This is a genomic window from Paenibacillus cellulositrophicus, from assembly GCF_009363095.1.
In the GTDB taxonomy this organism is placed as follows: Bacteria; Bacillota; Bacilli; order Paenibacillales; family Paenibacillaceae; genus Paenibacillus_AQ; species Paenibacillus_AQ favisporus.
In genome coordinates this window covers 6,175,370-6,199,325 of sequence record NZ_CP045295.1, presented here as the reverse complement: position 1 = coordinate 6,199,325, position 23,956 = coordinate 6,175,370, and the positions used below count along the sequence as shown (strand labels likewise).

The following is a 23,956-nucleotide window of genomic DNA, read 5'->3' as shown; positions in this document are numbered from 1 at the left end:
CCTTACCTCCGATCCCTTATCTCACTTTGCCTTTTAATTTATATACATAAGCCAGTACTTCAGCCACGGCTTGAAACAAATCGGCGGGAATCGAGTCCCCGATCTCCGCCCTTTGAAACAGCGCACGGGCCAGCGGCTTGTTTTCCATCGTAATCACGCCGTTTTCCTTGGCGATCTCCTTGATCCGAAGAGCCACAAAATCCTGCCCTTTGGCTACGATTTGCGGGGCTTCCATGTTTGAGCCCTCGTACTTCAGGGCCACCGCGAAGTGGGTCGGGTTCGTGATGACGACGTCGGCCTTCGGCACTTCCTGCATCATCCGCTGCATCGCCATCCGGCGCTGCCGCTCCCTGATCTTCCCCTTGATCAGCGGATCCCCCTCCATTTTTTTATACTCATCTTTAATGTCCTGTTTTGACATCCGAATGCTCTTCTCGAACTCATACTTTTGATACAAAAAATCCAGTGCGGCCATCACAAACAGGGCGGCCCCTATTTTTAGGCCGAGCGTCATCGTCAAACTGGCCACAAAATGAAACGTCTTCTCGATATTAACCTCGGACAGCTTGCCGATATCCGCGATAGCTCCTCTAAGCGTTTGATAAACGAGAAAGCCGATGATCACCAGCTTTAAGATCGATTTCGCGAACTCGACCAGAGAACGGACCGAGAATATATTTTTAAACCCCTTGATCGGGTCCAGCTTGCTGAATTTGGGCTTCAGCGATTCCCCCGTCAGCATGAAACCGACCTGCATCAAATTGGCGGCGAGCGCCATGACGACGACGGTAAGAAACACCGGCGCCAGCAGCAGCAAAATGTCGATGCCGTATTCCACGGCGAGGCTCATGACGTTGTTAATCGACAAATCCATGGTCAGGCGGTTCAGAAAAATGTCCTTGAACAGTCCGACAAGCCGCTCCTTGAACGATGAGCCGAACATGAGAAGGCTGAAAAAGGAAGCCAGCAGAACGACCGCGCCGGTTAAATCCTGGCTTTTGGCGACCTGGCCCTTTTTCCGGGTATCCTGCCGCTTTTTCGGGGTCGCTTTTTCGGTTTTTTCTCCGCCAAACAGCTGCAGATCCAGGGGATACCTGTAGGACACGTTCCTTCCCTCCATCCTCACATTACGCAGGCTTGTGACCGATAATCCCCAGAAGCGTCTGCATCGACTCAAACATGATCCCAAACAAGTCGCCGAAAATATAGGAAAAGCTCGGTACCAGCAAAAACAGAATCATCAGTCCGACAATAATTTTCAGCGGCATCCCGACGGCAAATACGTTAAACTGCGGTGCGGTGCGTGCCAGAAATCCCAGCCCGATGTCTGTCAGGAACAGCGCCGTGACGAGCGGAGCCGACATTTGAAAGGCAAGGACAAACGACTGGCCGAACGTCTTGATCAAAAATTCCGACAAGCTGCCGTCCGCCATTCTCATAAACAACTCGTTGGAAAGCGGAACCCAGTCATAGCTCCGGATGATGCCGTCCAGCAAATAGTGGTGCCCGTTCATCGTCAGAAACAGCAGCAGGGCGAACATGTATTTGAAGTTGCCCAGCATTGGCGCTGAGGTGCCCGTCATTGGATCCAGTACGTTCGCGATCCCGAAGCCGATCTGGATGTCGATGAAGGAGCCGGCCGTCTGGATTACCATAAACAGCACATAGGCGACGAATCCGAGCAGCAGCCCGATCAGCACTTCCCTGATGATCAAGAGGACGTACGTCACATCTGCCGGAACGCTCTGATGCACGCCATAAGTTAGGTACACAAGCGCAGATACGAAAAAAGCGATGCCTATTTTGAAAATATTCGGGACTCCTTTGGAAGAAAGCACCGGAACGACAACAAAAAAGGCTGTAATTCGACAAAAAATAAGCATAAAAACCGGCAGACTTTCCAGCAGCATGTTCATGAATAAGTCCGCCTATCCGATGTATTTGTACAAGTTGTCCAAAATGTTAAAAGTGAAGTCCACCAGCGTCGTCAGAATCCATGGCCCAAAGAAAAGAATCGCCAGCAGTACGGCCACGATCTTTGGCACAAATGCCAGCGTCTGCTCCTGAATTTGGGTTGTCGCCTGGAAAATGCTGATCACCAGACCGACGATGAGTCCCAGCAGCAGCATGGGCGCACTGACCTTCAGCACGGTATATACCGCCTGGCCGGCGAGACCGATAATAAATTCCGAATTCATGGCTGAGCATCCCGCCCCTTCTTCATACTCATTCAGGTATTAAAGCTCATCAGCAGCGACTTGACGACCAAATACCAACCGTCCACCAGCACAAACAGCAAAATTTTAAACGGCAGTGAGATCATGACCGGCGGGAGCATCATCATGCCCATCGCCATTAAGGTACTGGATACGACGATATCTATAATGAGAAAAGGAATAAAGATCATGAATCCCATCTGAAAGGCCGTTTTGAGCTCGCTGATCGCGAACGCCGGCACCATGACCGTGAGCGGAATGTCCTTGTAGGTATTCGGCTTTTCGATCTTGGTATATTTCATAAACAGCAGCAGGTCCTTCTCCCTTGTGTTGGAGAACATGAACTTTTTCATCGGTTCCGCCGCTTTGTCCAAAGCCTGCGTCTGTGTCAGTTCTCCTTTTAAATACGGCTGCAGGGCCACATCATTGATGGAGGAAAAGGTTGGCGTCATGACAAACAGCGTCAAAAAAAGAGCCAGCCCTACGATGACCTGGTTAGGGGGCATCTGCTGAGTTCCAAGCGACGTTCTGACAAAACCGAGCACGATCACGATCCGCGTAAAACTGGTCATCAGCACAAGCAGCGCCGGCGCGATGCTGATGACCGTGATGAGAAGCAGAATCGAGAGCGAGCTGGTGCTTGGCTTCCCTCCGGAGTCCCCTACCTGGATATCGATATTCGGTATCGGATCCGCAAAGGCGGCCGTCACCGAGAGCAGGCTGATCAATGTAACGATGATACAAACGAACAAAACCTTCTTTTTCATGGCTCCCTCAACCGATCTGTAGTATTGTCTTCCCGCAGGAGCTCTTCCATCTTCTCTTTACGGTTTGACATCCGGCGCAGCTTCTCGTCAAATACTTCATGAAATTCCGGCGTTTCCTCCAGGCTGATCTCCTCGGATACCGGTCCCGTTTTGCGCAGCTTTGCAGCAAGCTTGGCCACCAATGGCGATAACCCGTTTTGCGAGTATGCCGGATCCTGTTCAAACGATGCCAGGATGACGGCGACCTCGTCAGGGTCGGTGATTTTATCGACGAGGCGAATATCTTCGCCTACGCCGACCAAATATACGCTGCTGCCGATTTCAATGACCTGGAGCGATTTGTTCGGCCCCAGCCCGACAGCCCCCAGCGTCCGGATCGAACGGCTGCTGAACCAAGTTTTATTTTTCCGGCCGAGAAAACGGATCAGAAGAATAATGAGTGCAATAATCACCGCCAGGACGATGATGACATAAACCAGGCTGAGGGCGTAATTACCGGAGCCAGGAAGCGGCGTATCTGGATTACTCATCTAAAGTCCTAAACTCCCAGCGTCTTATTGATGGCTTCAATAACGCGGTCGGTCTGGAACGGTTTGACGATAAAATCCTTCGCGCCTGCTTGGATGGCGTCGATGACCATCGCCTGCTGCCCCATGGCGGAGCACATGATGACCTTCGCGGCCGGGTCGATCTTTTTGATTTCTTTCAGCGCGGCGATCCCGTCCATTTCCGGCATCGTAATATCCATCGTAATCAGGTCCGGACGAAGCTCTTTAAACTTCTCGATCGCCTGGGATCCGTCCTGGGCCTCTCCGACTACCTCAAAACCGTTTTTAGTCAAAATATCACGGATCATCATTCTCATAAATGCAGCGTCATCCACGATAAGAATTCGATTTGCCATTGATTAAAAATCCTCCCTAAATTTTGCTATTGTAATTTTTGTATTCGGTCCCACTGGCTGAGAATATCCGTGACACGCACCCCGAAGTTTTCATCGATAACGACAACCTCGCCTTTGGCGATCAGCTTGTTGTTGATCAGGATGTCAACCGGCTCGCCCGCCAGCTTGTCCAGCTCGATGATTGAACCTTGAGACATTTCCAGGATATCCTTAATTTGCTTCTGGGTCCTTCCTAATTCTACGGTGACTTTAAGAGGAATGTCCATCAATAAGTTTAAATTATTTTGATCGACCTGGCCGAACGAGCCACCTTGTAAATTCGCAAATTGCACGGGCTGCACGTTGACATTCCGGTTAGGCATAGCCCCGTAATGCTGCGGCATGGCCGCATAAGGATTCTGCATGTTCGGATCGTACGCTTGCCCCGGCATGGAAGCAGGCATCCCGGCAGCTGTAGCACCGTAGCCCGGCGCGCCGGACGGCATTCCGTAATCCTGCTGCTGCGGAGCTTGCTGACTGGCTGCCGGAGGCGGGTAAGAGGCCTCAGGCTGAGATGCCGGCCGCTCAGGCGCTTCAACCGCTGGAGCCGCCTGCTGCATCGACTGCTCCGCCTCGTCCGAACCATGGATCAGCATGCTGACCATATCCTTGGCGAACTGGACCGGAAGCAGCTGCATGATCGTGGAATCGATCAGTTCTCCGATTTTGAGCCGGAAAGAGATCTTGATCAGCGTCTGCTCGGAAGGCAGGCTGTTGACCCCGTCGCCGTTGGCCATGTCCAGAATGTCGATGCCTGGCGGCGAAATATTGACGAACCGGTTAAATATCGTCGACATCGAAGTGGCCGAAGAGCCCATCATTTGGTTCATCGCTTCCTGAACCGCGCTGATATGGATTTCGTTCAGCTCCGCATCCTGCGGATCACCTTCTCCGCCCAGCATCAGGTCGGCGATGACCTGAGCGTCACGCGTTTTAATGACCAAAGAGTTGATCCCTTCAAAACCGTCCACATATGTGACATGAACAGCCACATGGGGCTTGGGGAACTCTTCCTCAAACTGGCTGCGGGTAATGATAGACACCTTCGGCGTCGTAATGTCCACCTTCTTGCCAAGCAGCGTCGAAAGTGCGGTGGCTGCACTGCCAAACGTAATGTTGCCGATCTCTCCCAGTGCATCCTGCTCCAGAGGCGTTAAATAATCATCTACCGTCGAACCCGCATTTCGGGAGAAGTCGGCCGCTTCGGTCTGTTTCAGCAGGGCGTCGATCTCTTCCTGGGATAAATAATCTTTACTCGTCAAGTTCCTCAGCTCCTTCGCTGACAATTTCGTCGATTTGCACGGCCACGCGGTCTTTGACGGTACCCGGGCTTCCTATAAACTTCAACCGGTCACCAACCTTGATTTTCAGTCCCGAATGTACCGGCTTGGCCAGGCTGATGACGTCCCCTACATTCAATCCCAAAAACTCGGATACGGAGATATAAGACTCCCCAAGCTCGGCGATCATGCTCAGCTTGGCTTGGCTGATCCGGTTTTTGAGCGACTCGGCTTCCTCCGGCACGCTGGACTTCTTCTCCGATACAAACCACTGATGGGCCGAGAGCTTCGACATGATCGGCTCCAGCACTACATGCGGAATACAGAGGTTGATCATGCCCGTCGTATCGCCGATTTTGGTGCTGAGTGAAATCAGGGCGATGGTTTCGTTCGGTGAGACGATCTGCATAAACTGCGGATTCGTCTCCATCGCTTCCATCCGCGGAGAGATATCCAGCACCGTTTTCCACGCTTCCGCCAAGCTCTCGAACGCCCGGCTGAAAATCCGCTCCATGATCGTCGTTTCGATTTCGGTGAGCGAGTTGATTTTGGAAGGAGCGTTTCCGACTCCGCCCAGCAGCCGGTCCAGCATGGCATAAGCCACGTTGGGGTGTACCTCCAGCACCATTCTTCCTTTCAAAGGTTCCGCCTCAAAAATATTGAGAATCGTCATCTTCGGAATCGAGCGGATAAATTCGTCATAAGGAAGCTGCTCGACCTGAACGACGTTAATTTGAACAAACGTCCGCAGCTGTGCGGAAAAATAGGTCGTCAGATAACGCGCGAAATTTTCATGAATCCGTGTCAGACTTCGGATATGATCCTTGGAAAAGCGGACGGCCCGCTTGAAATCATAGGAACGGATTTTTTTCTGGGTCTCTTCTTTTTTAAGTTCCTCCGCATCCATTTCACCGGACGACAGTGCGGCGAGCAGGGCGTCAATCTCATTTTGCGATAATACATCAACCAATCATCTCACCCCCTTACGGTTTCCGGTCGTTATGTTACAGCGGCGTCAAAACAAAGTTCGTGATGGAGATTTGCGTCAGTTTCCCTCGTGTCAGGGTTTTATTGATCAGATTGATCAATTTTGCGCTTAATTGGTCTTTTCCTTTGGAGCCCTTCAGTTCCTCGGGTCTCGTATCGGCGAGCGTTTTAATAATGATGGGCTTGATTTCGAATTCTTTGATCTTATCGAATTCTTCCTTCGATTTTTTGTCGTTCAATTGGAACGCAAAATTCATCAATACGATATAATCCTGATCCGCGAGATTGGTCTTGATATCCGTAATCTCCGAAGTGATTTCCACAAGCTCGTCTGCCGATAATTTTGGAGCCTCGATCGTTTGGGCGGCCGATTTCGTTTCGTTTGAACTGCTCCCGAAATATTTATCCATCAGCAAAAATGCGGCAAGCACGATCAGTGTAATCGCCAGCAGTATCGTTATTAGCCAGGGCAGCATCTTTTTCATGGGGATTCCTCCGTTTGTTGCACTTTAATAGTTGCGTTGTGAACGCCGATTTCCTGATTGTATTGCTTCACCAGGGAAATGACTTCCGCCGCTTTTTCCAAAACAATCATTCGTTTGCCCGTAACCAGGGTAATATACGTGTCCGGCGTTTCTTCCACTGTTTCGATAAGCAGGGCATTCAGCCATAATGGTGAGCCGTTTAACCGGGTAACTAAAATCATAGCAGGCCTCCTATGGAAATCGGAGGAGGACAGGCCTCCCCCGTCACTTCACTCTACTAACGCTTCAGATTGACGACTTCCTGCAGCACCTCGTCGGAGGTCGTAATGATCCGCGAGTTCGCCTGGAAGCCGCGCTGGGCGACGATCATTTCGGTAAATTCGCCGGTCAGGTCGACGTTGGACATTTCCAGCTGACCTGCAACGATTGCACCGGTACCTGTGGTTGCATCATTTGCTTCACCTGGTTGAAAAGTTCCATCCTCAATAGCATTTGGCGTCAAGCGATACAGGTTCCCACCGACTTTCTCCAGCCCTTCCGGATTTGTTACCTTTCCTACGCCAACCTTAAGGGCAGTATCGGTTGATCCATCGTCCAATTTTTGAATAATGGTGCCGTCCTGTGAGATGGAAAAGGAAACGGCTCCAGCCAAATTAATCGGAGTCCCACCTGAATCGCAGACGAACATCCCGTCCGATGTGACCAGATTCTTCAGCGCATCCACATGAAAATCGCCAGCTCTGGTAAGGAACGGAGGATCCTGGGCCGGATCCAGTTTCACAAGGAAAAAACCGTCACCATCAATCCGCAAGTCCGTCGGATTGTTTGTCGTCTGCGCGCTTCCCCCGGTGTGCAACGTATCAATCGATCCGATCGATACGCCAAGCCCGATTTGTTTGGCGTTGGCTCCGCCCGATTCGCCGTCAACCGGCGCTGTCACGCCAGATACGGTCTGGCTCATGACATCCTTAAACATCACCCGGCCTGCCTTAAACCCCGTCGTGTTGACATTGGCGATATTGTTGCCGATTACGTCGAGCTTGGTTTGGAATCCGCGCATCCCTGAAACGCCTGAATACATCGATCTCAACATTGGTCTGTTTCCTCCTAGGTTTGTGAAATGAACTGCGTCAGTCGGTCAGCAGTTCCCTGGCTTTCCGGTTCGGGCCAGCCAGCTTACGACAGCACGACCGCGCTGTCGATTTGGGTAAACACGTTGTCTTTCATGGATTTGCCGTCCATCGCCGTGACGACCGTCCGGTTAGGAACGTTGACGATGAGCGCCATATCCTTCATCAGGATCAGCGATTCCTTGCTGCCTTTGGCGGCAGCCTTTTCAACGGCTTGGTTCAGCTTGTCCAGCTGTTCCCCTTTGATCTCGATTCCTCTTTGCTCCAGCCGCTTGGCCGCATGATTACTGAACTTGAGCAGGCTTCCCTGCAGCAGTTCATCAAATGACGTCTGGGACGAGGCGTCCGGCGTTGCGGCCGGTTTCGAAGTCTTGACGGGTGCGGCCGGATATATCCTTCCGGGGTAGAGCTGTCCGATCGTCATCCGTTCGTTCATGCCGATTCCCCGTTCCCGCCTGTCGTGCCCTCTCCTGCCGCTGCGCTTGTTGCCTCGGCTCCCGTCTCTCTGGTTTCAGATCCGCTGCCCGCAGAACCTTCTGCCGCGCCGCTCGCATTCGACGCACCGTCAGTTGATGGCGTATCGGTATCCGCCGGCGGAGTGCCCTCTTCCTGCTTGGCATTCATGATTTCGACGATCTTCGTAATCGGAATCGCTACCGACCCGACGGAAGCGTACTGAACGCCGTCCTTGACGATAATCGAATCCACGATGCCCGTTTTGATCTCAGGTGTACTTTCGCCTGATTGATCGGAGCTGCTTCCGCTATCGACCCAGCTGATCTGTTTGCCGATCAGTCCCGATACGTTGCCAAGGGACTGGCTCATGGCGTTCAGCTGGCTGGATATGTTCATCAGCTGCTCGACCGAGGTGAATTGGGCCATCTGGGCAATAAATTCCTTGTCCTCCATCGGCTGCATCGGGTCCTGGTTTTTAAGCTGGGTCACCAGAATGCTCAGAAACTGGTCCTTCCCGAGCGTCTGCGTCTTCGTGCTGGCCTTCTGCACATTGGAAGCCGAGTAGTTAGGCCAAATGTTGCTTGTCGATACGATATCTGTCATGGTTGTTCACCTCCGTTTTACGCTTTAGCCGTAAATGTATTTCCTTGATCCGCCTGCTGCCGGGCAAGCCATTCATTCAGCTCGTCTCCCAGCTCAGCCACGGTCAAGGCATCTTTGGAGGAAGCGTCCTTGTCCTTTTGCCGGCGGTTCGGCTGCTGCTGACCGGATTGGGATTGACGGCCATCGTGATACATTTGGGACTGCAGCGAAGGGTTTTGCGTTACCACAAGTTTCTCAACCTGCACACCCTGAGACTGCAGCGTACTGCGGAGCTGACTCATCTGCTGTTCCAGCAAATCCTTGGCTCCGGCGTGCTCGGTCGTAAATTGGGCAACGAGCTGTCCGTTTTGCATCGTCAGCTTAATGTCGACCTGGCCCAAATGTTCCGGGTACAGCGATATTTTCGCTTCCGAGATGCCTTCTTGCTTCACGATTTCCAGCTTGTTTACGACAAAAGTGCTCATTTCTTTGGCAAACTGCGTAACGGGCACCGCTGGCGCCGCTGCTTTATGAGGCGACTGAATGCCTTCTTTCATCACGAGATGCCCTGCCGTTACCGTCGTCTGGCTGGTAAGCGGATCCTCCGGCTTCGCCGCTGCTTCCATCTCTTCTCCGGAAGAAGGGCTTGCAGCGGATGCTGCTGTTTGCGCATCGGCATTCGGATGCTGTCTTGTCAAGATCGTACTCAGCACGGCCTTGCCGCTTGCAGCGGATGCAGTATCGCCTGCCGGCTGCTGCCGGATCGCTTCCAGCAACGCGGAGATGCGGCCGGCTTGTCCTTCCGCTTTAGGCTGGAACATTGGTGCCGGTTCCTGTGGTGCTGCCGATTCCGAGTCCTTGACCAGAGCCGCCGGTTTGCTTTTCCCAGGAGCTGTGGCGTTCTGAACCAGGTTATGGAACGTTTCCAGCAGTTCTGCCGCCTGCGCCGTGGTGTCCGCCCCCGTAGTTGGCTGCTGCAGCACCGTGATCAGCTGGGCCAACGCATCCTGCGCGGCAAACCGTGCCGTCGCCGGGTGGCTGGCCAGTGCCGTCAAGGCTTGATCTCCCTCATTAGCCGGGGTGTCTTCAGACTGTGCTTCGCCGTTTCCTTGAACGTTCAGCAGCAAGGTGGTTACCTGCTGAATCCAGCTTTGCAGGGCGCTCAGCACTTCAGGGTCTTCGGCAATCGCTTCATCCAGCTGATCGGCATCCAGAAGAAGGCTTTGCAGCAGGGCTGCGGTATTCTGCTCATCACTGTCCCCGTTCCCTTGAACCGCGGTCGCTTGAGCATTTTTCAGCAGCCCTTCCAAAAGTGACGCCACGCCGTTCATGGCCGAAGCTTCCTGCGAACCGCCTGCTGTACCTGTCATCAGCTGAGTCAACGATACTCCAAATGCCGGTACCAGTGCCGTTCCCGCCGAGGCGTTTGCCGCACCGCCGCTTGTTCCTGCTGTCTTTGCTCCGGCTGACGTACCTGCGGAAATGTTTTGAAATATCAGGCTCATCTTTGTTTTCACCTCCTTTCGCGTGCAGTACTACATTCAAGTACTCTGTTGAAAAGAAGCTCTGGTTGAAAAGAATCACTACTTGCTGCTTAGCAGCTTGTTGAGAATGACAGCGCTCGTCTTCTGGTCTGTTTTGCTCATCGAATCCAAAATGCTTGACCGTGTCGAATCTGCCACGGCGCCCAGAATCGTCAGTACTTTGTCCGGACTGATCTTGTACATGGCCAGCAGCAGATTGGCCGCGCTGTCCGCGTTCATCGACCCGAATGTCTGGCTGATTTGAGCCTTGTCGAGCCCGGTTGACGACGGTGTCGTCTGCGCGGCGCTGTCCTTGTTCACTCTGGACTGAAGCGCCGCGATCGCCAAATCGCTGGATGACACGGAGTCCTTCATTTTCAGCGTGATATCCGCCGCCATCTTCGGATCCATCTTGGCGAGGATGTTCATTCGGCTGTCGGCATCCATGGCGTTAAGCAGCTGAACGACCTCTTCCGTGGTCATATTCTGCAGAATCGGCGCCGCTTTGCTCGGGCTCATGCCGGCGTACATTTTCGCCAAGTTTTTGACCTGCTTCTCGTAATCGTCGGCGGTATTTCCCGTCTGTGCATCCGCAGCCTGCGCGCCGCTCTCCTGGAGCTGATCAATCTGCGTCTGCAGCGATTTGATTTTACTGTCCTGCTGCTGCCGGTCTTCCTTAGCCTTCTGAAGATCCGCTTCCTTGGCTTCCAGCTGGCTTTTCAGCTCCTTGATCGTAGCGGTCGCGCTCTCCACCTGTGCTTTCGTTTTGTCCAGCTTGGCCGCTTCCGGATCCTTGACCGGGTCAGGGACCCAGTTTTTCACAACCGGAATTTTGTTGGCAACGCCGAGCACTTCGTTCCGCACGTTGGTGTTCAGCAGCATCAGAAGCACGCCCAGAAGCACCACCGTAAAGATGATTGGTATAACTAAAAACAAAAACCGTTCAAATCCCCCTGTTGATTCTTTCTCTAATTCTTCAAAACCTGTTCTTGCCACAGTTGTTCCACCCCCAAGCCAGCAGCTCTATATCACGTTCACTCATCTCGCCCTAGCGCCCATGGCAAACCGTACGGTCGCCATCTCGTCAAGCTCGTTCTGCTCATGCAGGAGCGCCTGCTGCTGAAATGCCGTCTTTGCTTTGTCCCGCGCTTTTAACCAGACGTTTTCATCCAGCATCTTTGTGGACAAATGCTTCTGCTGCATCTGAACCTTCATATTGGCTCTGTTCACATCCACATGCTTCATCCGTATGCATTGGTCCAAATATTCGACATACGCCTGAATTTCCTGAATCATGGAGACAGGAACGCATTGGCCTGCGGCTTCCTGAAGCTGCTTGACCATGCTCTCCCGGATATCCAGCAGCTCTCCCAGCGATTTTTCTTCCGCCTGAAGCTTGCCGATGGCGCTGGACAGCATCCATTCCGCCTGGGTACGTTCGTTGCTTTTGAGGTCGACAATTTTTTGGAACGCGTACTGAAATCTCATCCCTTAAGGTCATCTCCTTGAAAATTCGGAAATCAAACGTTCTTGAACCTGCTCCAGCGTCACTTTTTCGTCTACGCGCTGCTTGGTAAAATCCCAGATGGCCTGGATGGAATCGATGGCTTCATCGATTTGCTCGTTCGAGCCTTTTTGGTAAGCGCCGATGTTGATCAGATCCTCGGACTCTTTGTAGACAGCCATCAGCCGCTTCAAATTATCTGCAGCGTCCGTCTGCTCGCGCGGCGCAATATCCTTCATCACCCGGCTGATGCTGGCAAGCACGTCGATCGCGGGAAAATGGCCCTTGTTCGCGATACCCCTGTTCAGCACGATGTGCCCGTCCAGGATTCCCCGCACCGCATCCGCGATCGGCTCATTCATGTCGTCGCCGTCGACGAGCACGGTGTAAAAGGCGGTAATGGAACCTTGCGGCCCTGTCCCCGCCCGTTCGAGCAGCTTCGGCAGGCTCGCGAACACCGACGGCGTATAACCGCGCATCGCCGGCGGTTCGCCGATCGCCAGCCCCACTTCCCGCTGCGCCATCGCATACCGCGTCACGGAATCCATCATCAGCATGACGTTCATGCCCCGGTCCCGGAAATACTCGGCGATCGTCGTCGCGATCAGCGCTCCCTTGATCCGGATCAGCGCAGGCTGGTCGGAGGTGGCCACGATGACCACCGATCGCTGCAGCCCCTCGGGACCCAGGTCGCGCTCGATAAAATCGAGCACTTCCCGTCCCCGCTCGCCGATGAGCGCGATCACGTTGACATCCGCCGCGGTGTTGCGCGCGATCATGCCCATCAGCGTACTTTTCCCGACGCCCGAACCGGCGAAAATCCCGACCCGCTGCCCTTTGCCGATGGTCAGCAGACCATCGATCGCCCGTACGCCGATGCTGATCGGCTCCAGCACCCGGGGCCGGTTCAGCGGGTTGGGCGGCGTGTTATACGTCGAGCTGTGCGGCATCCGGGTCGGAATCAGTGAACCGTCGAGCGGCTGCCCCAAACCGTCCAGCACCTTGCCAAGCAGCTCGGAGCCTACCTGAACGCTGAGCGGCTTGCCCGTGCCGACCACATCGCACCCCGGTCCGATCGACTGCAGCTCACCGAGCGGCATGAGCAGAACCTTGTTGTCGCGGAAACCGACAACTTCCGCCTGCAGCGGCTTGGCTCCTTTGCTCGGATAAATGTAGCAGACGTCTCCGACGCTGGCGTCCGGGCCTTCCGACTCGACCATCAGTCCGATGACCTGGGTGACTTTTCCGTTGATCCGGACCGGATCGATGTTCCGCAAATGCTCCATATACCGTCCGCTGTCAAGCACCTTCATCTTGGTCTCTCCGTTCCCCTTCGTCCAGAGCGATGCGTATCAGCTCTTTTTTGATTTCGGTCAGCTGTGTTTCCACGCGTGCGTCGACGCTGCCGAACGAGGAGCGGATGACGCAGCCGTGATCATGAACCGTAGCATCCGGCAGGATTTGCAGCTCCGCTTGCGAATCGATCGCCACGCTCAGCTCTTCCCGGGCCGCCTGGACAAAAGCGAAATGCTCCGGCGCCACGCAAAGCGTAATTACGCCCTGCTCCCGTTTGCGGGACAAGTTCTTCCGGATGAGATCGATCGCATAATCCCGGTCCACGGTCAGCTGCTTGTCGATCACCTTCTCGGCGATGGCACAGCTCAGATCTACGAGAAAGGGCTCGGCTTCCTGAATGATCTGCTCTTTGATCATATAGGCATGCCGCAAAACCGACTGGGCTTCGGCCATCATTTCCTGAAGCTTGGCCGCAAGATCCGCTTCCGCTTTCTCAGCGCCTTCCCGGTATCCCTCTGCGTAGCCTTCCGACTTCACGGCCTCGATCAGGTGCTCGTCCTGCTCCCTGCGTTCCTGCCACCAGGCATTGATCTTCTCCTCGTTCTCGGCCAGTATCCGCTGCGCCTCTTCAGACGCCTCACGGATGTGTCGCTCCGCGAACTCCTTGGCATCCTGCAGCATTTCCTGGCTGAGCCGTTTACTCTCTTCATCCGCCTGGGCCCGGATCTCTTCAATCTTTACCTCGTTGTTTGCCTCATCCTGCTCCGGAAGCGCATAGTGCCTTGCCAGATCCAGCCGCTTGAGGGCTTCCACCGGTACGTACTGCGAAGACTTAATCAAATTAGACAATGATGTCATCTCCTCCGCCGCGGGCGATGATGATCTCCCCGGCTTCTTCCAGTCTGCGGATGGTGCCTACGATGCGGGTCTGAGCTTCTTCGACGTCACGCAGCCGCACTGGCCCCATATATTCCATCTCTTCCTTGAAGGTTTCGGCCATCCGCTTGGACATGTTGCGGAAAATGACGTCCCGCACCTCTTCGCTCGCCACCTTGAGGGCAAGCTGAAGGTCGGCGTTCTCGATGTCGCGGATGATCCGCTGAATGGAACGGTTGTCGACGTTGACAATATCCTCGAACACGAACATTCTCTTCTTGATTTCTTCGGCCAGCTCCGGATCCTGAATTTCGAGCGAATCGAGGATCGTTCGTTCGGTTCCCCGGTCGACTCCGTTCAAAATCTGGACGATCGATTCGATGCCGCCGGCATTCGTGTAATCCTGTGTCACGGTCGCCGACAGCTTCTGCTCCAGCACGCGCTCTACCTGGGCGATAACTTCAGGTGACGTGCTGTCCATAACCGCGATTCTTCTTGCCACATCCGCCTGCTTTTCCTGCGGCAGGGAGGACAGAATCGCCGCCGCCTGCTCAAATTGCAGGTAGGACAGCACCAGGGCGATCGTCTGGGCATTTTCGTTCTGTATAAAGTTCAAAATCTGGTTCGGATCCGCTTTGCGGGCAAAATCGAACGGGCGTACCTGCAGCGTCGCCGTCAGACGGTTGATGACTTCAAGCGCCTTCTGCGAGCCGAGCGCCTTTTCAAGGATTTCCTTGGCGTAGTTGATGCCGCCCTGCGAAATATATTCCTGGGCCAGACAGATTTGATGAAACTCGGACATAATCAGGTCCTTTTCCACACTGTCCACTTTGCGCACATTGGCGATTTCCAGCGTCAGCTGCTCGATCTCGTCGTCACGCAAGTGCTTAAAAATTTGTGCGGACACTTCCGGTCCCAGCGTAATGAGCAGGATGGCCGCTTTTTGCCGCCCGCTCAGTGCCTGGCTGTTTGCTTTTGCCATAAATCCACCCCCTATTCATCCGCGAGCCATGTACGCAGCAGGTTGACGAATTCATCCGGCTTTCTCTTCGCCAATGTCTCCAGCTGTTTGCGCACCTGACTTTCGTTCGTCACGCTCTCCAGATTAATGGAAGGAAACTCTGCCGCAGGCGGCAGCGGAAGATCTTCTTCGATTTCCTCTTTGTTCTTGCGGCGGCGGTAAATCAGGTAACCTCCACCCGCAAGCAGCGCAAGCGCGGCAAGGCCAATTCCCCACAGCATGCCTTGGGAAAGCTTGATTCCGCTCGGCTGGGTAACATTACCACTGAAAGGTTGCGAATAGACCGAAACTTTTTTAGCCAAATCAGCGTCTGTATATGTAATACCGGAATCGGCAAGCGATGCCCTTACGATATTTACCAAGATATTCTGAATGGCATCTCTGGTTTGTTGATCTACACTGGTTTGTCCCGTTGGTGGTTCAACTGCTACGTTTATGGTTAAATCTTTTACGGTATACGGACTGGCAACGATGTCTTTGGTAATATGGTTAACCTCGTAATTGATCGTCTTGGACAAATCCTCGGAAGTTACGTCACCTGTGGACGAGTTACTTGGATACCCCGGCACCTGGGTTTGGCCCGTGCCCGCCACTCCGCTATCCGGATTGCTCTTACCCGTATAATTCTTCGAAATTTCCTGAACGCTGATTTCAATGCCTTTCATGTTCTCCGTATCTACCGGTGTCACCATGTTTTCCTTGCTCTGAACTTTATCGAAATTCAGCTTGGAGACGACGAGGACATCGACTTTATTCGGTCCCATGAACTGGCTCAGAAACTCTTTGACGTTCTGGCGAACTTCGCTTTCGAACTTTTTCTGAAGCGCAAAATTTTCTTCGACGGACGAGGACAGCGTTCCCGAACCGCCTTGGGCCGACGACAGCAGCTCCGTATTGCCCTCTGATTCGGTGATGGTAATATTCTCTACCGGCAGATTCGGTACGGCGGTCTTGACCAAGTTAAAGTACCCGTCGATCGTTTGCTGGCTTGGATGATAACCCGGTTTAAAGGAAAGCACGACTGAGGCGCTTGCTTTCTCCTGGTCTTCTTCGCTTGCAAACACACTTTCCTTCGGCAGGTTTACTAGGACTTTAGCCTTATTTATGCCGTTCATGCTCGTGAGCAGCTGCTCAACTTCTCCGTTCAATGCGTTGTTGTACTTGACGTCAAACTCGCTGTCGGTTGTGCCGATCGATGATGATTGATCGAACGTTTTGAAACCGATGGATCCATTCTGAATGAGTCCCTGTGAGCCGACATCGACCTTGATGCGAGCCGCCTCCGTACTCGGTACCGAAATGGATGTTCCGTTAGGACTCAATTTATACGGGATGTTGTTCGTATCAAGGTAGTTCATAATGCCTGCGGAGTCACTGGCATTCAAGTCCTTGAAGGCCACTTCATACTCCGTTTTGGAAAACTGCATGGTCAGCACGACAATGGCGATGATAATAAAAGCGATCGTAGAAATGAATAAAATTTTCTGCTTTTTGCTGAATTGATTCCAGTACTGAACGACCTTGTCCTTATACTGGACGATTCTTTCGTTCACAACGTCACCCACCCCACCCGAAAACTTAGCATAAATCTATGAATGAATAGGTTCAGGCGATCCGCCAAATCCTTCGTTCACTCTTTTGTCTGCAGCCTTTAAATTTGCGTCCGCATGATCTCCTGGTACGCTTCGATCGCTTTGTTCCGAATCTGCGTCGTCAGCTCCAGGCTGAGAAGCGCTTTTTGCGAAGAAACCATCACCTGGTCCACATCAACTTGTCCGAGCATGAACTGATTGCTCATTTCTTCGGCGGCTTTCTCTTGCCCGGCCACCTGGTTCAGCGCATTTTCAAGATAAGATCCGAAATCGCTAAGAGATTGGGCTGGCGTCTTGCTTGCGCTTGATGCGCTTTGCTTCATGTCGAGCGGTTGGATGCTTTGTGTCGAAAACATCGAGTTTTGAATCATCAATGTCCCTCCTTACCTGCATTTATTTATTCAAACTAGGCTTATCGACCTATTTCCAAGGCCTTCGTGATCATCGCTTTTGAGGAATTCAGTGCTGTGACGTTCGCTTCGTAAGATCTCGTGGCCGAAATCATATCGATCATTTCTTTGGCGATATCCACGTTAGGCATGTAGACATACCCTTGCGCATCTGCATCCGGATGAGTCGGATTGTATACCGGCTTCAGCGGCGTCTGATCCTCCTGGATTGCAGCCACTTTCACACCTTTCCCCGCACTTTGTCCGTTCATTTGTGCTTCCAGCATGCTGGAGAAATCCGATTCATTCGGCGAAAGCACAACCATTTTGCGGCGGTACGGCACCGCTTTGCCGTCAACCACCGACGCTCTCGTCGTTTCCGCATTCGCAATGTTGGACGAAATGACGTCCATCCGCAAACGCTGTGCCGTCAGCGCCGAAGCGCTAATCCCAAAGCTGCTGTTCATGTTCACCCGCGATTATCTCCCTTCAATGGCTGTCCGCATCATTTTGATCTGGTCGTTCATCTGCTGGATGTAGGCGTTGTACTGAAGCTGGTTGTCAGCCAGTGCGGACATCTCCCGGTCAATATCCACATTGTTCATATTGTTGTTCATCGCTGTCGATTGGTCCTCCGTTACAACTGGATCCGGGACCGAATTCGTAGGACCAATGACGAAGTGCCGGGGATCGGTGACCCTGCCGCGAAGCTGTGGTGCAGATCCATTAATTTCCTGCTGGAGCAGGCTTTCAAATGACACTTCGGACCGTTTGAAATAAGGCGTGTCGACATTGGCAATGTTGTTCGCAATGACTCTCTGGCGCGCGTTTGCCGCCTGAAGTCCGCCTTCCAAACGTTGAAAGCTGACGCTGTTCAGCAAATCCATTCCGTATCCCCCTTGTTTTCCATAACTTTACTATTTGTCCGTGGGGAACTTTCTTCCCAATTTCACTTTTTTTCGACAAAAGTCCTTAGAAATATTGCTTATTCTAGGTCTAAAGTAGAAAAAATTACTATATTGTCGTATATCCTAAGTTTCTTAAAGATTGGGACATATTACAATAAGAAAAAAGCCCTATCTTTTACCAGAAAGAAGGTCTTTATTCTTAATTTCTCCGAAATTTTTGCTAAATCTTTGCAGGATAAGGGTTTGTGGGCTTACATAGGACAGGCCTGTTGTCACATTTCGATAAAAACTCAGCCTGAATAGTCCTAGAATTTCAGATTTGCGAAAGTGTCGTAAAATAACCTCTCCCTTGCATACGAGCGCAGGATAGTAGTTATACCTCCCAGGGAGGTTCTTACGATGTCGGCACTGTCCTTCCTGCGGTCCCTTCCTTAGCACAACAAAAAAAGACATGCCCGAAGGATCTTCATCCTTCTGACATGTCTCCGCAGTGACGGTTGTCGGTTTACAATATATATTGGCTCAGATCGCGGTCCTGGGCGATGTCGCCCAGCTTTTCGCGCACGTATTCCGGCGTGATGGTCATTTTCTCCAAGGTCAATTCAGGCGCCTCAAACGACAAATCCTCGAGCAGCTTCTCCAGAATCGTATGCAGCCTGCGCGCACCGATGTTCTCGGTATTCTGGTTGACGGTCGCGGCAATTTTGGCAATTTCCCGGATCGCTTCAGATGAGAATTCGACTTCGATGTCCTCGGTTTTGAGCAGCTCGGTATACTGCTTGGTCAAGGCGTTCTTCGGCTCGGTCAGAATCGACACAAAGTCGTCGAGAGACAAGCTGCTCAGCTCCACGCGGATCGGGAACCGGCCTTGAAGCTCGGGAATGAGGTCCGACGGTTTGGCGATATGGAATGCACCTGCTGCAATAAACAAAATAAAGTCCGTCTTCACAGGGCCGTATTTGGTCATGACCGTCGACCCTTCCACGATCGGCAGAATATCCCTCTGGACGCCTTCACGGGACACGTCGGGCCCAGAGCCTTTGCCCTGGCTGGCAACTTTATCGATTTCGTCGATAAAGATGATGCCCGACTGCTCGGCACGAAGAATCGACTCGGCGATGACGTCGTCCATGTCGATCAGCTTGGTCGCTTCCTCCTGCGTCAGCACCTTGCGCGCTTCCCGGATCGACAGCTTCCGCTTCTTCGTCCGGCGCGGCAGCAGGCTGCCGAACATTTCCTGCATGTTCATGCCCATCTGGTCATTCCCTTGCCCGGCCAGCATATCCATCATCGTCGGCGAGTTGTCCTCCACGTCGATTTCGATCATGTCGTCTTCCAGGCTGCCGGACTGAAGCTTAAACTTCACCTGGCGCCGGCGTTCGGTCACGGTGCTGTCCTGCTCCTTATCTTCTTCCGTATCCTGTGCGTTCTGATTTCCGTTGCCGAACAGCATTTCAAACGGATTGCGCTGTGCCTTGTTTTTGCCAGCCGGCGGAACGAGAATTTGCACGATTCGTTCGTTGGCGAGCTCCTCGGCGCGGTCTTTTACTTTTTCCGTACGCTCCGCTTTGACCATGCGGATGGACGTTTCGATCAAATCGCGGACCATGGATTCCACGTCGCGGCCGACGTATCCCACTTCCGTAAATTTGGTGGCTTCGATCTTCACAAATGGCGCATTGACCAGCTTCGCCAAACGTCTGGCGATTTCGGTCTTGCCCACACCCGTCGGACCGATCATCAGGATGTTCTTCGGTACAATCTCATCCCGAACATCCTCGGGAAGCCGGTTGCGGCGGTAACGGTTGCGCAGTGCGACGGCGACGGATTTCTTCGCCTGCTTCTGGCCTACAATGTATTTATCCAGTTCGGCCACGATTTGTCTTGGCGTCAAACTTTGGTTATCCATATGCATTCCTCCACCCTTACAGCTCTTCCACAATGATATTTCCATTGGTGTATACGCAAATTTCCGAAGCAATTTTCAAAGCTTCCCGCGCGATATCCTTCGCTTCCAAGTCCTGGGCGTGACGCTTCAGCGCCCGTCCGGCGGAGAGCGCAAAATTGCCTCCCGAGCCAATCGCCAGTACGTCGTCGTCCGGTTCGATGATTTCACCGCCTCCGGAAATGAGCAGCATGCCGGTTTTATCCATAACGATCATGAGTGCCTCAAGCTTGCGGAGAACGCGATCCTGGCGCCAGTCCTTGGCGAGCTCCACGGCGGCACGCTGCAGATTACCGTGATGCTCCTCCAGTTTGCTTTCGAATTTTTCAAAAAGGGTAATGGCGTCCGCCACAGAGCCTGCAAAGCCGGCAACGACCTGGCCTCTGTACAGGCGGCGCACCTTTTTGGCGGTCTGCTTCATAATGACATTTTCACCGAAGGTCACCTGGCCGTCACCGGCGATCGCCGCTTTTCCGTTATGGCGTACAGCACAAATGGTTGTCGCATGAAAAGATAAATCCATACCTACAGACCTCCTAATCTATACTTCCTGATGTACGGTTGCCAGTCCGGCTTCCTTGATAAACGCGGCAATCGTCTCCAAAGCCCGATCGGCCAGCGCCTCGTTCTTTTCCTTTTTGTTGCGGATTTTCTTTTCCAATTTCGGCAGCAGGCCGAAGTTGGCGTTCATCGGCTGGAAGTGCTCCGAATCCGCGGTCGTAATATAATGAGCCATGCTGCCGAGGGTGCTTGTGTCAGGGAACACGACAAGGTCCTGTCCAAGCGCCTTTCTCGCTGCATTAATGCCCGCTATAAGCCCGGATGCGGCAGATTCCACATATCCCTCTACCCCTGTCATCTGACCGGCAAAAAACAGGTTCTCATTCGTTTTCAGCTGATAGGTCGGTTGGAGCAGCTTCGGAGAGTTGATGAACGTATTGCGGTGCATGACGCCGTAGCGCACATATTCCGCATTTTCCAGCCCCGGAATCATAGAGAATACGCGCTTTTGCTCTCCCCATTTGAGGTGGGTTTGGAAGCCGACCAGATTGTACAGCGTACCGGCGGCATTATCTTGACGCAGCTGCACGACCGCATAAGGCAGCTCACCCGTGTGCGGGTTGACCAGCCCTACCGGCTTCATCGGCCCGAACAGCGCCGTCTGCTTGCCGCGCTTCATCATGACCTCGATCGGCATGCAGCCCTCGAAGTATACTTCCTTCTCAAACTCTTTCAGTTGCGCGACTTCCGCATTGACCAGCGCGTCATAAAACGCGTTGAATTCCTCTTCGGTCATCGGACAGTTCAAGTAAGCCGCTTCGCCTTTATCATAGCGGGAAGCCAGGTATACTTTGCTCATGTCGATGGAGTCTTTCTCGACGATTGGAGCCGCAGCGTCATAGAAGTAGAAATACTCCTCGCCCATGAGTGCTTTGATCTCGGCGGAGAGCGCAGGCGAGGTCAGCGGGCCTGTGGCGATGACGACAATCCCTTCTTCTGGTATATGCTGAATTTCTTCGTTTACGACTTCAATCAGCGGATGGTTATGGAGAGTGCTCGTAATATCCCCGGAAAAACCGTCGCGGTCCACCGCCAGAGCGCCTCCGGCAGGAACCGCATTTTTATCGGCGGACTTCAGGATCAGTGAATCCAGCATCCGCATTTCTTCTTTGATGACGCCGACTGCGTTCGTAAGTCCGTTGGCACGCAGCGAATTGGTGCAGACGAGCTCGGCGAACTTGTCCGTATGGTGCGCGGGCGTCTTCACGACCGGACGCATTTCGTATAATTTCACGGGAACCCCCCGGCTTGCGATCTGCCAGGCAGCCTCGCTGCCTGCCAGACCCGCGCCGATGACGGTTACCTGCTGTACTTCTGTCAACTTCATTACCCCCTGCTGTTTACAATTACATCATTTCTTCGTTGTCTTCGTTCTCTTCCAGGGGCTCGGTATGGTCGCATGCCGTGCATTGGAGACGTGCTCCCTGCTTGTTGCGCTTCTCAACCATCAGAGAGCCGCATTTCGGACAAGGCTTCGGCGACGGTTTATCCCAGGATACGAAATCGCATTCCGGGTAACGGTCACAGCCATAGAAAATCCGCCCCTTCTTGCTGCGGCGCTCGACCACATGCCCTTCCTTGCATTTCGGACAAGTGACGCCGATATCTTTGACGATCGGCTTCGTGTTCCGGCAGTCCGGAAATCCGGAGCAGGCGAGGAATTTGCCAAACCGCCCCAATTTGTATACCATCGGTCGGCCGCATTTGTCGCAAATCTCGTCCGATACCTCATCCTCGATTTCGATTTCCTTCATTTCTTCTTCGGCTACTTCCAGGCGCTTTTCAAAGGAAGAATAGAACTCGGCCAGCACCTTGACCCAATCCTCCGAGCCTTCCTCGACATGGTCGAGATCGTCTTCCATGTGGGCCGTAAATTCCACATCAAGAATTTCCGGGAAAAATTGTTCCATCTGCTCGATGATCAATTCACCCAGTTCTGTCGGAACGAACTTTTTCTCTTCGATCGCCACGTAACCGCGCTTTTGGATCGTCTCCAGCGTCGGCGCATACGTACTTGGCCGTCCGATGCCGAGCTCCTCCATCGCCCGGACCAGCCGGGCTTCGGTGTAGCGCGGAGGCGGCTGCGTGAAGTGCTGCTTCGGCTCGATATCTTCCTTCTTCAGCTTATCACCTACGGCCAAGGCAGGCAAAAACTTCTCTTCTTCCGTCGTTCCGTCATCGTTGCCTTCCACGTATACCTTCATAAAGCCCTGGAAACGGACTTTTGAACCGGATGCGCGGAATACGGCAGGACCGGCCGCAATATCAACGGAAAGCGTATCCAGTATGGCGGAAGCCATCTGGCTGGCAACGAAACGTTCCCAAATCAGCTTGTAAAGACGGTATTGGTCACGGCTCATGAACGACTTCACGGAGTCGGGATCGCGCATGACCGAGGTCGGGCGGATCGCTTCGTGGGCATCCTGGGCGTTCGCCGATTTTTTCGAATACTCCCGCGGAGTTTCAGGAACAAACGGATCCCCGTACTTCCCGCTGATAAATTCCTTGGCTTCTTCCTGTGCCGATCCGGCAATCCGGGTGGAATCCGTACGCATATAAGTGATGAGGCCGACGGTCCCTTCCTTCCCGAGCTCTACGCCTTCGTACAGCTGCTGGGCGACGGACATCGTTTTGGCGGCACGAAAATTAAGCTTCCGGGCAGCTTCCTGCTGCAGGGAGCTTGTCGTAAACGGAGGCGAAGGATGCCGCTGGCGTTCCTTTTCCTTTACTTCGCTGACTTTAAAGGTGGCTCCCTTAATGGCAGCGAGCACTTCGTTTACTTCATCCTCGCGTGACAATTCTTTCTTCTGGCCGTTCAGCTGCTGGAATTTCGCTTCGAAAACGGAATCTCCCTTGGCGAGCTGGGCCGTAATAGACCAGTATTCTTCCGGAATGAACGCATTGATTTCGTTCTCCCGGTCGATGATGATCTTGACCGCCACCGATTGAACGCGGCCCGCGGACAAGCCTTTCTTTACCTTTTTCCACAAAAGCGGACTGATCTTGTAACCGACGAGCCGGTCCAGAATACGTCTGGCCTGCTGTGCGTTAACCAGGTCCATATTGATTTTGCGCGGCGTTTTAAATGCATCCTTGACCGCTTGCTTCGTAATTTCGTTAAACACGACGCGGCAGCTATCCGTATCGTCGAGCTCCAGGGCATGGGCAAGATGCCAGGCAATCGCTTCACCCTCGCGATCGGGGTCAGCTGCGAGATAAACCTTTTTCACTTTTTTGCTGGCGTCCTTGAGTTCCTTTAATACGGAGCCTTTTCCACGGATCGTAATATATTTCGGATTAAAGTCATTCTCAACCTCAACCCCGATTTGGCTCTTCGGGAGATCACGCACGTGACCCATCGAAGCTTTTACGATATACTTGCTGCCTAAATATTTGCCGATCGTTTTCGCCTTGGCCGGCGATTCGACGATGACAAGTGAGTCAGCCATAGGTTCATCCCCCTTTCCGAACAATTCTGTGAATGTTAGTCAATAG

The 23,956-nt window shown here is 53.0% G+C and carries 27 protein-coding genes; all 27 read right to left on the bottom strand.

Annotated elements, in window-relative coordinates:
• Positions 1 to 16 precede the first annotated feature (16 nt).
• The 27 genes from flhB to topA all read right to left on the bottom strand — a co-directional run bounded on the left by flhB (position 17) and on the right by topA (position 23,910).
• On the bottom strand, positions 17 to 1,105 hold the full coding sequence (gene flhB, locus GCU45_RS28285) for a flagellar biosynthesis protein FlhB (protein WP_240913006.1): 1,089 nt from the start codon (positions 1,103 to 1,105) through the stop codon (positions 17 to 19).
• Positions 1,106 to 1,127: 22 nt separating this feature from the next.
• Complete coding sequence (fliR, locus tag GCU45_RS28280; RefSeq protein ID WP_089546550.1) at positions 1,128 to 1,916, bottom strand: flagellar biosynthetic protein FliR; 789 nt, start codon at positions 1,914 to 1,916, stop codon at positions 1,128 to 1,130.
• Between the two features lie 12 nt (positions 1,917 to 1,928).
• Positions 1,929 to 2,198: a flagellar biosynthesis protein FliQ gene (gene fliQ, locus GCU45_RS28275; protein WP_076168126.1), complete on the bottom strand. Its 270-nt coding sequence runs from the start codon at positions 2,196 to 2,198 to the stop codon at positions 1,929 to 1,931.
• Between the two features lie 32 nt (positions 2,199 to 2,230).
• Positions 2,231 to 2,983, bottom strand: a complete 753-nt coding sequence (fliP, locus tag GCU45_RS28270; RefSeq protein ID WP_089546549.1) for a flagellar type III secretion system pore protein FliP — start codon at positions 2,981 to 2,983, stop codon at positions 2,231 to 2,233.
• A complete protein-coding gene (locus GCU45_RS28265) occupies positions 2,980 to 3,513 on the bottom strand; it encodes a flagellar biosynthetic protein FliO (protein WP_076168131.1) in 534 nt (177 codons plus the stop codon). The genes fliP and GCU45_RS28265 overlap by 4 nt, the downstream gene beginning before the upstream one ends.
• 8 nt (positions 3,514 to 3,521) lie before the next feature.
• Positions 3,522 to 3,887 carry a response regulator gene (locus tag GCU45_RS28260; protein ID WP_076168133.1) on the bottom strand — a complete coding sequence of 122 codons (366 nt, stop codon included), beginning with the start codon at positions 3,885 to 3,887 and terminating at the stop codon, positions 3,522 to 3,524.
• Positions 3,888 to 3,913: 26 nt separating this feature from the next.
• Positions 3,914 to 5,188, bottom strand: a complete 1,275-nt coding sequence (fliY, locus tag GCU45_RS28255; RefSeq protein WP_152402240.1) for a flagellar motor switch phosphatase FliY — start codon at positions 5,186 to 5,188, stop codon at positions 3,914 to 3,916.
• Complete coding sequence (fliM, locus tag GCU45_RS28250) at positions 5,178 to 6,176, bottom strand: flagellar motor switch protein FliM (RefSeq protein WP_076168138.1); 999 nt, start codon at positions 6,174 to 6,176, stop codon at positions 5,178 to 5,180. Before fliM ends, fliY begins: the two co-directional genes overlap by 11 nt.
• A gap of 34 nt (positions 6,177 to 6,210) precedes the next feature.
• The gene (locus tag GCU45_RS28245) at positions 6,211 to 6,678 is read right to left on the bottom strand and encodes a flagellar basal body-associated FliL family protein (RefSeq protein WP_076168140.1); all 468 of its coding nucleotides are present in this window, start codon (positions 6,676 to 6,678) and stop codon (positions 6,211 to 6,213) included.
• Positions 6,675 to 6,899: a flagellar FlbD family protein gene (locus tag GCU45_RS28240; protein ID WP_076168142.1), complete on the bottom strand. Its 225-nt coding sequence runs from the start codon at positions 6,897 to 6,899 to the stop codon at positions 6,675 to 6,677. The genes GCU45_RS28245 and GCU45_RS28240 overlap by 4 nt, the downstream gene beginning before the upstream one ends.
• A gap of 56 nt (positions 6,900 to 6,955) precedes the next feature.
• Positions 6,956 to 7,771, bottom strand: a complete 816-nt coding sequence (gene flgG / locus GCU45_RS28235) for a flagellar basal body rod protein FlgG (RefSeq protein WP_152402238.1) — start codon at positions 7,769 to 7,771, stop codon at positions 6,956 to 6,958.
• Between the two features lie 83 nt (positions 7,772 to 7,854).
• Complete coding sequence (locus tag GCU45_RS28230) at positions 7,855 to 8,244, bottom strand: TIGR02530 family flagellar biosynthesis protein (protein ID WP_116231250.1); 390 nt, start codon at positions 8,242 to 8,244, stop codon at positions 7,855 to 7,857.
• Positions 8,241 to 8,867 carry a flagellar hook capping FlgD N-terminal domain-containing protein gene (locus tag GCU45_RS28225; protein ID WP_152402235.1) on the bottom strand — a complete coding sequence of 209 codons (627 nt, stop codon included), beginning with the start codon at positions 8,865 to 8,867 and terminating at the stop codon, positions 8,241 to 8,243. The genes GCU45_RS28230 and GCU45_RS28225 overlap by 4 nt, the downstream gene beginning before the upstream one ends.
• 17 nt (positions 8,868 to 8,884) lie before the next feature.
• Positions 8,885 to 10,351 (bottom strand): flagellar hook-length control protein FliK, encoded by a 1,467-nt coding sequence (locus tag GCU45_RS28220; RefSeq protein WP_152402233.1) that lies wholly within the window; start codon positions 10,349 to 10,351, stop codon positions 8,885 to 8,887.
• A gap of 78 nt (positions 10,352 to 10,429) precedes the next feature.
• On the bottom strand, positions 10,430 to 11,365 hold the full coding sequence (locus GCU45_RS28215) for a MotE family protein (RefSeq protein ID WP_152402231.1): 936 nt from the start codon (positions 11,363 to 11,365) through the stop codon (positions 10,430 to 10,432).
• Between the two features lie 42 nt (positions 11,366 to 11,407).
• Entirely contained in the window at positions 11,408 to 11,857 is a 450-nt protein-coding gene (gene fliJ, locus GCU45_RS28210; protein WP_105443629.1) for a flagellar export protein FliJ, read from the bottom strand.
• Between the two features lie 9 nt (positions 11,858 to 11,866).
• On the bottom strand, positions 11,867 to 13,186 hold the full coding sequence (fliI, locus tag GCU45_RS28205) for a flagellar protein export ATPase FliI (RefSeq protein ID WP_076168156.1): 1,320 nt from the start codon (positions 13,184 to 13,186) through the stop codon (positions 11,867 to 11,869).
• On the bottom strand, positions 13,173 to 14,018 hold the full coding sequence (locus GCU45_RS28200; protein WP_152402229.1) for a FliH/SctL family protein: 846 nt from the start codon (positions 14,016 to 14,018) through the stop codon (positions 13,173 to 13,175). Before GCU45_RS28200 ends, fliI begins: the two co-directional genes overlap by 14 nt.
• Positions 14,011 to 15,027 (bottom strand): flagellar motor switch protein FliG, encoded by a 1,017-nt coding sequence (gene fliG / locus GCU45_RS28195; protein ID WP_076168160.1) that lies wholly within the window; start codon positions 15,025 to 15,027, stop codon positions 14,011 to 14,013. Before fliG ends, GCU45_RS28200 begins: the two co-directional genes overlap by 8 nt.
• 11 nt (positions 15,028 to 15,038) lie before the next feature.
• Positions 15,039 to 16,619, bottom strand: a complete 1,581-nt coding sequence (fliF, locus tag GCU45_RS28190) for a flagellar basal-body MS-ring/collar protein FliF (RefSeq protein WP_152402227.1) — start codon at positions 16,617 to 16,619, stop codon at positions 15,039 to 15,041.
• Between the two features lie 98 nt (positions 16,620 to 16,717).
• On the bottom strand, positions 16,718 to 17,029 hold the full coding sequence (gene fliE / locus GCU45_RS28185) for a flagellar hook-basal body complex protein FliE (RefSeq protein ID WP_076168164.1): 312 nt from the start codon (positions 17,027 to 17,029) through the stop codon (positions 16,718 to 16,720).
• Between the two features lie 41 nt (positions 17,030 to 17,070).
• Positions 17,071 to 17,514: a flagellar basal body rod protein FlgC gene (gene flgC, locus GCU45_RS28180; RefSeq protein WP_234489631.1), complete on the bottom strand. Its 444-nt coding sequence runs from the start codon at positions 17,512 to 17,514 to the stop codon at positions 17,071 to 17,073.
• Positions 17,515 to 17,526: 12 nt separating this feature from the next.
• Positions 17,527 to 17,934 (bottom strand): flagellar basal body rod protein FlgB, encoded by a 408-nt coding sequence (flgB, locus tag GCU45_RS28175; protein ID WP_105443631.1) that lies wholly within the window; start codon positions 17,932 to 17,934, stop codon positions 17,527 to 17,529.
• A gap of 526 nt (positions 17,935 to 18,460) precedes the next feature.
• Positions 18,461 to 19,864, bottom strand: a complete 1,404-nt coding sequence (gene hslU, locus GCU45_RS28170; RefSeq protein WP_152402226.1) for an ATP-dependent protease ATPase subunit HslU — start codon at positions 19,862 to 19,864, stop codon at positions 18,461 to 18,463.
• Between the two features lie 16 nt (positions 19,865 to 19,880).
• Positions 19,881 to 20,423 carry an ATP-dependent protease subunit HslV gene (gene hslV / locus GCU45_RS28165; RefSeq protein WP_076168171.1) on the bottom strand — a complete coding sequence of 181 codons (543 nt, stop codon included), beginning with the start codon at positions 20,421 to 20,423 and terminating at the stop codon, positions 19,881 to 19,883.
• Between the two features lie 18 nt (positions 20,424 to 20,441).
• Positions 20,442 to 21,782, bottom strand: a complete 1,341-nt coding sequence (gene trmFO, locus GCU45_RS28160; protein WP_152402224.1) for an FADH(2)-oxidizing methylenetetrahydrofolate--tRNA-(uracil(54)-C(5))-methyltransferase TrmFO — start codon at positions 21,780 to 21,782, stop codon at positions 20,442 to 20,444.
• A gap of 25 nt (positions 21,783 to 21,807) precedes the next feature.
• Positions 21,808 to 23,910: a type I DNA topoisomerase gene (gene topA / locus GCU45_RS28155; protein ID WP_145134945.1), complete on the bottom strand. Its 2,103-nt coding sequence runs from the start codon at positions 23,908 to 23,910 to the stop codon at positions 21,808 to 21,810.
• Positions 23,911 to 23,956: the final 46 nt, after the last annotated feature.

What these genes read in the sequence shown, in the direction of transcription:
- GCU45_RS28260 (WP_076168133.1), bottom strand. Translation starts at nt 3,887, where the DNA reads ATGGCAAATCGAATTCTTATCGTGGATGACGCTGCATTTATGAGAATG.
- fliG (WP_076168160.1), bottom strand. Translation starts at nt 15,027, where the DNA reads ATGGCAAAAGCAAACAGCCAGGCACTGAGCGGGCGGCAAAAAGCGGCC.
- GCU45_RS28240 (WP_076168142.1), bottom strand. Translation starts at nt 6,899, where the DNA reads ATGATTTTAGTTACCCGGTTAAACGGCTCACCATTATGGCTGAATGCC.
- GCU45_RS28265 (WP_076168131.1), bottom strand. Translation starts at nt 3,513, where the DNA reads ATGAGTAATCCAGATACGCCGCTTCCTGGCTCCGGTAATTACGCCCTC.
- fliR (WP_089546550.1), bottom strand. Translation starts at nt 1,916, where the DNA reads ATGAACATGCTGCTGGAAAGTCTGCCGGTTTTTATGCTTATTTTTTGT.
- flgC (WP_234489631.1), bottom strand. Translation starts at nt 17,514, where the DNA reads ATGAACAGCAGCTTTGGGATTAGCGCTTCGGCGCTGACGGCACAGCGT.
- hslV (WP_076168171.1), bottom strand. Translation starts at nt 20,423, where the DNA reads ATGGATTTATCTTTTCATGCGACAACCATTTGTGCTGTACGCCATAAC.
- GCU45_RS28230 (WP_116231250.1), bottom strand. Translation starts at nt 8,244, where the DNA reads ATGAACGAACGGATGACGATCGGACAGCTCTACCCCGGAAGGATATAT.
- flgB (WP_105443631.1), bottom strand. Translation starts at nt 17,934, where the DNA reads ATGGATTTGCTGAACAGCGTCAGCTTTCAACGTTTGGAAGGCGGACTT.
- fliP (WP_089546549.1), bottom strand. Translation starts at nt 2,983, where the DNA reads ATGAAAAAGAAGGTTTTGTTCGTTTGTATCATCGTTACATTGATCAGC.
- GCU45_RS28220 (WP_152402233.1), bottom strand. Translation starts at nt 10,351, where the DNA reads ATGAGCCTGATATTTCAAAACATTTCCGCAGGTACGTCAGCCGGAGCA.
- fliQ (WP_076168126.1), bottom strand. Translation starts at nt 2,198, where the DNA reads ATGAATTCGGAATTTATTATCGGTCTCGCCGGCCAGGCGGTATATACC.
- fliI (WP_076168156.1), bottom strand. Translation starts at nt 13,186, where the DNA reads ATGAAGGTGCTTGACAGCGGACGGTATATGGAGCATTTGCGGAACATC.
- flgG (WP_152402238.1), bottom strand. Translation starts at nt 7,771, where the DNA reads ATGTTGAGATCGATGTATTCAGGCGTTTCAGGGATGCGCGGATTCCAA.
- GCU45_RS28245 (WP_076168140.1), bottom strand. Translation starts at nt 6,678, where the DNA reads ATGAAAAAGATGCTGCCCTGGCTAATAACGATACTGCTGGCGATTACA.
- fliE (WP_076168164.1), bottom strand. Translation starts at nt 17,029, where the DNA reads ATGATTCAAAACTCGATGTTTTCGACACAAAGCATCCAACCGCTCGAC.
- hslU (WP_152402226.1), bottom strand. Translation starts at nt 19,864, where the DNA reads ATGGATAACCAAAGTTTGACGCCAAGACAAATCGTGGCCGAACTGGAT.
- fliJ (WP_105443629.1), bottom strand. Translation starts at nt 11,857, where the DNA reads ATGAGATTTCAGTACGCGTTCCAAAAAATTGTCGACCTCAAAAGCAAC.
- GCU45_RS28225 (WP_152402235.1), bottom strand. Translation starts at nt 8,867, where the DNA reads ATGACAGATATCGTATCGACAAGCAACATTTGGCCTAACTACTCGGCT.
- topA (WP_145134945.1), bottom strand. Translation starts at nt 23,910, where the DNA reads ATGGCTGACTCACTTGTCATCGTCGAATCGCCGGCCAAGGCGAAAACG.